We start from the raw sequence: 7,161 nt of genomic DNA, 5'->3' as shown, positions 1-7,161 counted from the left end.
AGACAAAACTCTCTGTCTTTGAGGAGGCTCCTAAGCCCTCTGAACGAAATCTCATTCTGGCTAGACTGGCGGAGAGAGTCGTCGATAGTGGACACCATATCCGATTCCAAAATCGTTGCTATATCCCTGTTGAACAAGGAAAAGAAGTCTACTTCAGCAGAAAGACGAAAGCATTCGTTATAAAAGAAGTTGACGGTGACATCTACCTCAATATCGCTGACAAGATCTATCACACAAAGGAGCTACTAGTTCATGAACTCTATTCGAAAAACTTTGAATCAGAACCAGAACAAAAAAAGAAAGACGCAAGTATGTCCCTCCACAAACCCATCCGTGGAAACTCACATCTTTCAAACAATATCTTCAGAAAAATAAAAAGGATTATGAAGAGTTTACTAGTGAGGAGCTTCATTCTCCTCAGCTACAAGTATAATCTATTTCTCGCTAAATGGGAAGCTGTTCCTTAAAGGAAATCACTCTATCCCTTACATTTAGGAGAGAGAAAGTAAGGAGTCTAAGACAAGCATTTCATTTGATAAGAGGCTTGGAGTTGTGAGGCTAGAGAGCCAAGGCTAAGACTAGCCTTGGTTTAGCTGAAAAAACAGCTTCAAGGGTTCCTCGTGTCAAATGAAAGCAAAATAATTGCCCTCAATCTCACCATTTTTTGGGGCATCATCACTTTCGATTGACACACCTTTTCCTATTTTTTTCATTTTTTTGCATTGCTTCTTACCGGCTACGGATGTCAAACTCTTTAAACACAATACGTAAGTCTCTTAACACTCTTTGACGCCCTCGGAATCGTTCATTTCTTAAAATGCGTTCTAGCTCTTCTTGTTTCTCTTTACTTTGTTTGTTTCTATAATCTCTTAGTGTTTCATAAAAGAGATAATAGTCATCTATCCACAGACCTCCCTCACTTATACGATGACTAATCTCACCTACTTCTTCATATGGTTCTTTATTATATCTTCGTTTGTAGCTTTCTTGTTTACGGATATAGTCTAGAATTCGATTCCGAAACTTAGTCTTAAAATATTTCCTTAAACGAGAGATATCTTCTACTAATCCTTCTTCTTTACTAATCAATTCATATAGACATATCATTCCCTCTTGGTCCCAATCCGACAATTCCCATAAATGAAGGTAATATTCATTTCTACACTTATACACAGTCCCTTGGACTTCTTCATACAATTCTTTAATCATAATTTTCCCCTTTCTAGATACAGTCTAACAGATTAGAAACACTTTTGGTACATTTCATCCATTCTGCACCCTTTAGCTCCTCAACTGCACAAAAAAGAGAGGTCTTGCCTCTCTTTGGGTTATTTTTCATCATTCATTTTTGACTTTACTTCATCATAAGATAATGCATGAGATTCCTCTTCTACTGCTTCAGGCATCTTTCCTGTTTCATAGAGAGATTTAATTTGTGTACTATCCAATGTTTCGTATTTCAATAGTGCTTCTGCAATCAACTTGTGAGTTTCACGATTTGACTGAATAATTTCAGCAGCTTTATTTCGTGCTTCATTCAATAATAAACGAACCTCTTCGTCAATTTCATAAGCTGTTTGTTCTGAAATTGATTTTTGAGGACTCTGTGCACCAAACATAGCATGATTTCCTTCATATTGTACTGGGCCAAGTTTTTCACTCATACCGTACTCTGTAACCATTGCACGCGCCATTTGTGTCGCCTGTTCAAAGTCGTTTGAAGCTCCTGTAGTTTGGACATTAAAGATAATTTCTTCAGCTACACGTCCACCCATTAAGCCAGCCAATTGCTCTTTCATATCTTCTTTAGATAGAAGCATTTGATCTTCTTTAGGAAGTGCAATCATGTATCCGCCTGCACGGCCTCTTGGTACAATTGTAACCTTATGAACAACGCGGGCATTCGATAAGACTAGGCCAACAATGGTATGTCCTGCCTCATGGTAGGCAACCAATTCACGTTCTTTTTGTGAAACTGTCTTATCTTTCTTAGAAGGTCCAGCAATCACTCTATCTTCTGCTTCATCAATATCTGAAGCATCAATTATCGATTTATTGCGACGAGCAGCAACCAAGGCTGCTTCATTCAAGACATTCTCTAAATCAGCACCAACAAAGCCTGGAGTTTGTTGAGCCACTAATTTCAAATCAACATCTTCTGCTAAAGGCTTGTTCTTAGCATGAACTTTCAAGATTGCTTCACGACCTTTAACATCAGGGCGACCAACCAATACTTTTCTATCAAAACGTCCTGGACGTAAAAGGGCAGGGTCTAGTACATCTGAACGGTTTGTCGCAGCAATGACGATAATCCCTTCATTTCCCTCAAAACCATCCATCTCAATCAAGAGTTGGTTCAAGGTTTGCTCACGTTCATCATTTCCTCCACCGAGGCCGACACCACGTTGGCGACCAACAGCATCAATTTCATCGATAAAGATGATAGCTGGCGCTGCTTTTTTGGCATCTTCAAAAAGAGAACGAACACGACTAGCTCCAACTCCGACAAACATTTCTACAAAATCAGAACCTGAGATACTCAAGAATGGAACACCTGCTTCTCCGGCGACTGCTTTAGCAAGCAAAGTTTTACCTGTTCCCGGAGGTCCCTCCAGAAGGACACCTGCTGGAATACGAGCCCCAAGTTTTGTAAATCGTTTTGGATCTTTTAAGAATTCAACAACTTCAACTAGTTCTTGTTTTTCTTCCTCAGCTCCAGCAACATCTGAAAATCTTACTTTAATATCTTCTTTATTTGCAGCTTTAGCCTTACTACGTCCAAAACTCATTGGATTACGGCCATTTCCTCCTCCCATATTTCCCATCATAGAGAATAGGAAGAAGAATAGAATTCCAAATGGCACAATGGATACGAGTAGATTAATCCACATACCACTTGAACTTTCATGCTTAACAGTTACTTCTGCTTTATGGTCAGTAGCAAGTTTTTGCAATTCTGATACGGTAGTATCTGCAGGAAGAATAGTGCTGGTAAATTTCTCTACCTTAGTAACAGATGGCGTGAAAAACTGAATGCCTGTTTCTTCTCTACTTGTTTTAGGATTTTTATAAACACCCGAAACTTCGATAACACTGCCATTTGGTTGGTAGGTTAATTCTTTTACATTGTCATCGGTAATTTCTTTTACCAATTCTGTATAATTAATTTGCTCACTTTTCCCTGCAACACTACCTGTACTAAAATACTGGTAAGCTGTAACTAGGAAAAAAATAAGTAATAACCATAGAAATGGATTTTTAATTAAACCATTATTTTGTTTTTTCATTAAAAATTATTCTTTCTAATTTGAATACACTTCTTCTTTCAATACTCCAACATAAGGAAGATTACGATAATTTTCTTTGTAGTCTAAACCATAACCTACTACAAACTCATTTGGGATAGTAAAGCAGGTATAGTCTGCCTCAATTTCTACAACACGTCCTTCTGGTTTATCCAACAAGGTTGCAATCTTAACAGAAGCTGCTTCTCTTGCAATAAACATATCTCGCAAATTCTTCAAAGTTTGACCTGTATCAATGATATCTTCTACAAATAGAACATGTCTTCCTTTGATATCTTGAGTCACATCTTGTTTAATATTGATAACACCACTACTTGCTGTTCCACCATGGTAGCTAGAAACCATCATGAAGTCCATTTCAATATGTGTATCAATATGTTTAACCAATTCAGCCATAAAAGGAATAGATCCTTTTAAAATCCCGACTAAGATTGGATTTTTTCCTGCATAGTCTTTAGTGAGTTGAGCACCTAATTTTTTAGCAGCTTCTGTAATTTCATCGTGTGAAACGAGAATTTTTTTAATATCGTTTTCTAACATTTTTTTACCTATCTATTTTTTCTATATAAAGTACAGTGTTCATTATATCATTTTTCGTGTTTTTACTCAAATTACTGGTCGCAATTCCCAAAATTGAGACAATTTCACCAAATTGCTCAATAATCAGAGCAGATTTTCGCTTTTCCATAGGGATTTTCAAATCAATAAATAAACGTCTGAGTTTTTTTCTATGCCCATTTTGAATCAAAACATCTCCTGTTTTTCGATGACGAATGTGTATGGATGTTTCACGTGAAACAGGTATTTGTTGAATTGATTCACCTTCTAATGGAAGTCCAAAAGAAAATAAATATCCTTGATAAGCTACCTGATTTTGATAGTGTAACACAAGTTCATCTTCCTTTTCATCAGCCTGCGGACTGATTTTACAAATCTGAAACTGTTGGTACTCTTTTATCAATTCATAGCCATTTTTAATCGGATGACGATACTGGCTTTTAGATTTTAAAATCTGCTGAACTTCAGCAAACTGAGCTTTTGTAAGATTCAAATCTGGAAAACGATTCAGATAAGTTTGAAGTAAAACTCTTTGTGTAGACTCAGAGTAAGAAAATAACTGCTGTAAATCTTCCACATTAATATTGTTAGATAATTCAGCTATTGCCAAATCATAATCTAAAATTTCATTGCCAATGCCTAAGATTGCATCCCTAAATCGAGGATTTTCTTTTTCCAATTCTGGTAAGTAAGAGTTTCGAATACGATTTCGAAAATAATGATTCTCCTGATTTGATGTATCTTCAAAGTGAAAAATTGATGGAAAGTCTTTTTTCTGAAAATGCAAGAAGGGACGAATGATTTCTATCTCTCCGACTACTTGCTTCTCCTTAATTCCTGATAGATAGCGCAAGCGAGTACCTCGAATCAAGCGCATCAAAATCGTTTCCACCTGGTCATCCGCATGGTGGGCAGTGACTAAGGCTGTCGCACCTGTCTTTTTCATGACCTCTTGAAAAAAATCATAGCGAAAATTTCGTGCACGCGCTTCTGAAAATTCTCCTGAAAAATTGCTGACATAAATAGGAAGTCCAGATTCAGCAGCCAACTTCCTTAATTCCTGTTCTTCCCAATCTGATTCAATTCTCTGCTTATGATTCACATGAGCCAGAATCAATTCAATCTCTAACTCTTTTTGATAAGTAAACAATACCTTAAATAGAAACATAGAATCTAATCCACCAGAAAGAGCTAGCACCACCTTAGTATGCTTTTTAAAATATCCTCTCTTGAGAAAATGATTTAAAAAATCTTGTTCTCTCATTTTAGAACCTCATAAACATCCTTGGCTATCTGAGAAATCGTATCATAATCAGAATTCTTAGTGAAAATAGAAAGAATAAATGGAAAATCTGCGTAGATAACACCCGTATCATGCTTAAATTCGTCCGCATCCCCAATTTTATGAGCTACCTTCACAGAAACACCTTTGGCAATTCGCTGATTATCAAAATCTGTTTTAGTCAAAGACTCTAGCACAAATCCATTTTGATTATAAATAGCTTCCATGACCTTCCCGGCCATCTTGGAAGAAATCAATTTTTCTTTTGGATTCCAATCATCTCCCATAATGGCAGACATCTTGGATTTGAATGTGGCATCAGATTGGTTTGAAATGTAATAACCCAATAGATTATGAGCTACATTATCAGATTCTTTAGATACTTTTGTGATTAAGTCCTTGAGAGAATACTCTTTATTATCCTCTTTTTTAGGAAGACTACCACTTCCCTCTGGTTTATAAGAACCTGGAAAATCATTGACTGCAGATACGTATTTTACAGTCGTATCTAACTGATAAAGACCATCATTTATTTTTTCTTGCGCATAATAGAGATAAGGGAGTTTCAAAACGCTAGCTGCATACATCTTTTCATCTTGATTGATACCTGCTTCTTTTCCAGTAGTCAGTTGCTTAACATAAATAGAGAATGAATCCTTCTGATATTTTTCCGATAACATTTCTTGGACTTTACTCATCCGATTATCTTCTTCAGAAGTTGATTCTTTAGCTACCCATCCAACCTGATCAATATGTAGAAATTCTCTTCCTTCTACAAACATGGTTTTGTCGATTGATACTTGCGAATAAGCTGATAAGGATGATTTCACTTCTTTTAAATCATAAGGGCTATTATACAGTTTAAAGTCAGATTCTAACCATACTTTTTTTATTGTTGAAGTTACCTCTGACTGATCATATAAAAATCGTTTGTCCGCAGCTATAAATTGATGATTTGATAGCTTAAATACCGGAATTCCTTGTTTATTTGAGCGCCACTCGGTTATTTGAAAACTTGTTTTAGGAGTCAATTTTCCAGATTCCACTACTAAATCTTCATTCGCATAGACAGGAACTTCTCCATAAACCATAGGAGAACTTAGCTTTTCTCTAAAATAAATACCAAAGTCAGATTGTGAAAGGTAATAAATTTCTTTCGAAGTATAGACGACTTCTTTTTCTGTGCTAACGACTTTTGAGATGGTCAAAAAACTCGGTAGCAACAAAATAATTAAGAATTTACGCATTCTTCCTTTCCTTTTCTTCTTGTAAACGCAATAATTGATTTTTATCAGCCAATTCTTCCAGCTTTTCATCTGATAAACTCAAAAATTGCTCAATTACATCTAATAAATTTTCCATTTTATCACCTTTGAAGCAAGTCAGGAATCGTATAAACTATTTCCCTCGACTTAGAATAATAGTACTTCGCTCGTGTATATTTGGCAGCATAATCCTCATCTTTCAACTTGGTAGCAAATGCTGTCTCCTTATCCTTTTCATCACTCAAGGTTTGATACTGAGTTTGCAAGTCTGCTAATTGCTGACGTCTTTGGAGTAATTGCTGATAGCTCTGCGCTAAATTAAAAGTTGGCAAGATAAATAATAGCATAATCAAAATCAATACCCACCCCATAAAACGATTCCGTTTTTGTCGTTCTTTCATCAGGTAGCGACGACGTTGGTGTTCATTTTGAATAAAAGAATTATTCAATTGTACAATATTTTTAGACATTTTCTTCTACCCGTGTTTCACTGATAATTTCATACATGCCTGCTGCATCTTCTTTTTTTGTACTATCTTTCATCTCCAGTACTTTTACAAGTAGCAACTTATTGCCAAAGCGAATTTCAACTTGGTCATTAACTTTCAAATCCGTTGAACTTTTGGCCAAGATTCCATTAACCTTAATTCTGCCTTTATCTGCTACTTCCTTTGCGACTGTACGACGCTTGATAATTCGTGATACTTTTAAATATTTGTCTAATCTCATCCTTATTACCTCAACTTATTAT

At 36.0% G+C, this 7,161-nt stretch carries 8 protein-coding genes and 1 pseudogene; 1 reads left to right on the top strand and 8 read right to left on the bottom strand.

The window, feature by feature from the left end:
- Positions 1-433: pseudogene (locus tag HT708_RS02085) on the top strand (ISNCY family transposase); the annotation flags it as partial.
- Positions 434-729: 296 nt separating this feature from the next.
- Here HT708_RS02085 and HT708_RS02080 read toward each other — a convergent pair.
- The 8 genes from HT708_RS02080 to HT708_RS02050 all read right to left on the bottom strand — a co-directional run bounded on the left by HT708_RS02080 (position 730) and on the right by HT708_RS02050 (position 7,139).
- Positions 730-1,209, bottom strand: a complete 480-nt coding sequence (locus HT708_RS02080; RefSeq protein WP_000588858.1) for a sigma-70 family RNA polymerase sigma factor — start codon at positions 1,207-1,209, stop codon at positions 730-732.
- A gap of 119 nt (positions 1,210-1,328) precedes the next feature.
- On the bottom strand, positions 1,329-3,287 hold the full coding sequence (gene ftsH / locus HT708_RS02075) for an ATP-dependent zinc metalloprotease FtsH (protein ID WP_000744568.1): 1,959 nt from the start codon (positions 3,285-3,287) through the stop codon (positions 1,329-1,331).
- A 15-nt stretch (positions 3,288-3,302) separates the two neighbouring features.
- The gene (gene hpt / locus HT708_RS02070; protein WP_000892175.1) at positions 3,303-3,845 is read right to left on the bottom strand and encodes a hypoxanthine phosphoribosyltransferase; all 543 of its coding nucleotides are present in this window, start codon (positions 3,843-3,845) and stop codon (positions 3,303-3,305) included.
- A 4-nt stretch (positions 3,846-3,849) separates the two neighbouring features.
- Positions 3,850-5,127, bottom strand: coding sequence for a tRNA lysidine(34) synthetase TilS (tilS, locus tag HT708_RS02065; protein WP_054388171.1), 1,278 nt, complete (start codon positions 5,125-5,127; stop codon positions 3,850-3,852).
- Positions 5,124-6,392, bottom strand: coding sequence for a serine hydrolase (locus HT708_RS02060; protein ID WP_172925909.1), 1,269 nt, complete (start codon positions 6,390-6,392; stop codon positions 5,124-5,126). The genes tilS and HT708_RS02060 overlap by 4 nt, the downstream gene beginning before the upstream one ends.
- Positions 6,385-6,507, bottom strand: coding sequence for an SP_0009 family protein (locus HT708_RS12110; protein ID WP_000429334.1), 123 nt, complete (start codon positions 6,505-6,507; stop codon positions 6,385-6,387). Before HT708_RS12110 ends, HT708_RS02060 begins: the two co-directional genes overlap by 8 nt.
- Positions 6,508-6,511: 4 nt before the next feature.
- Positions 6,512-6,880: a septum formation initiator family protein gene (locus tag HT708_RS02055; RefSeq protein ID WP_000041903.1), complete on the bottom strand. Its 369-nt coding sequence runs from the start codon at positions 6,878-6,880 to the stop codon at positions 6,512-6,514.
- On the bottom strand, positions 6,873-7,139 hold the full coding sequence (locus HT708_RS02050; protein WP_001234978.1) for an RNA-binding S4 domain-containing protein: 267 nt from the start codon (positions 7,137-7,139) through the stop codon (positions 6,873-6,875). The genes HT708_RS02055 and HT708_RS02050 overlap by 8 nt, the downstream gene beginning before the upstream one ends.
- Positions 7,140-7,161: the final 22 nt, after the last annotated feature.

It is taken from the genome of Streptococcus sp. 3613 (genome assembly GCF_013277375.1).
In the GTDB taxonomy this organism is placed as follows: Bacteria; Bacillota; Bacilli; order Lactobacillales; family Streptococcaceae; genus Streptococcus; species Streptococcus pseudopneumoniae.
This window is presented reverse-complemented; position numbering and strand designations above follow the sequence as displayed.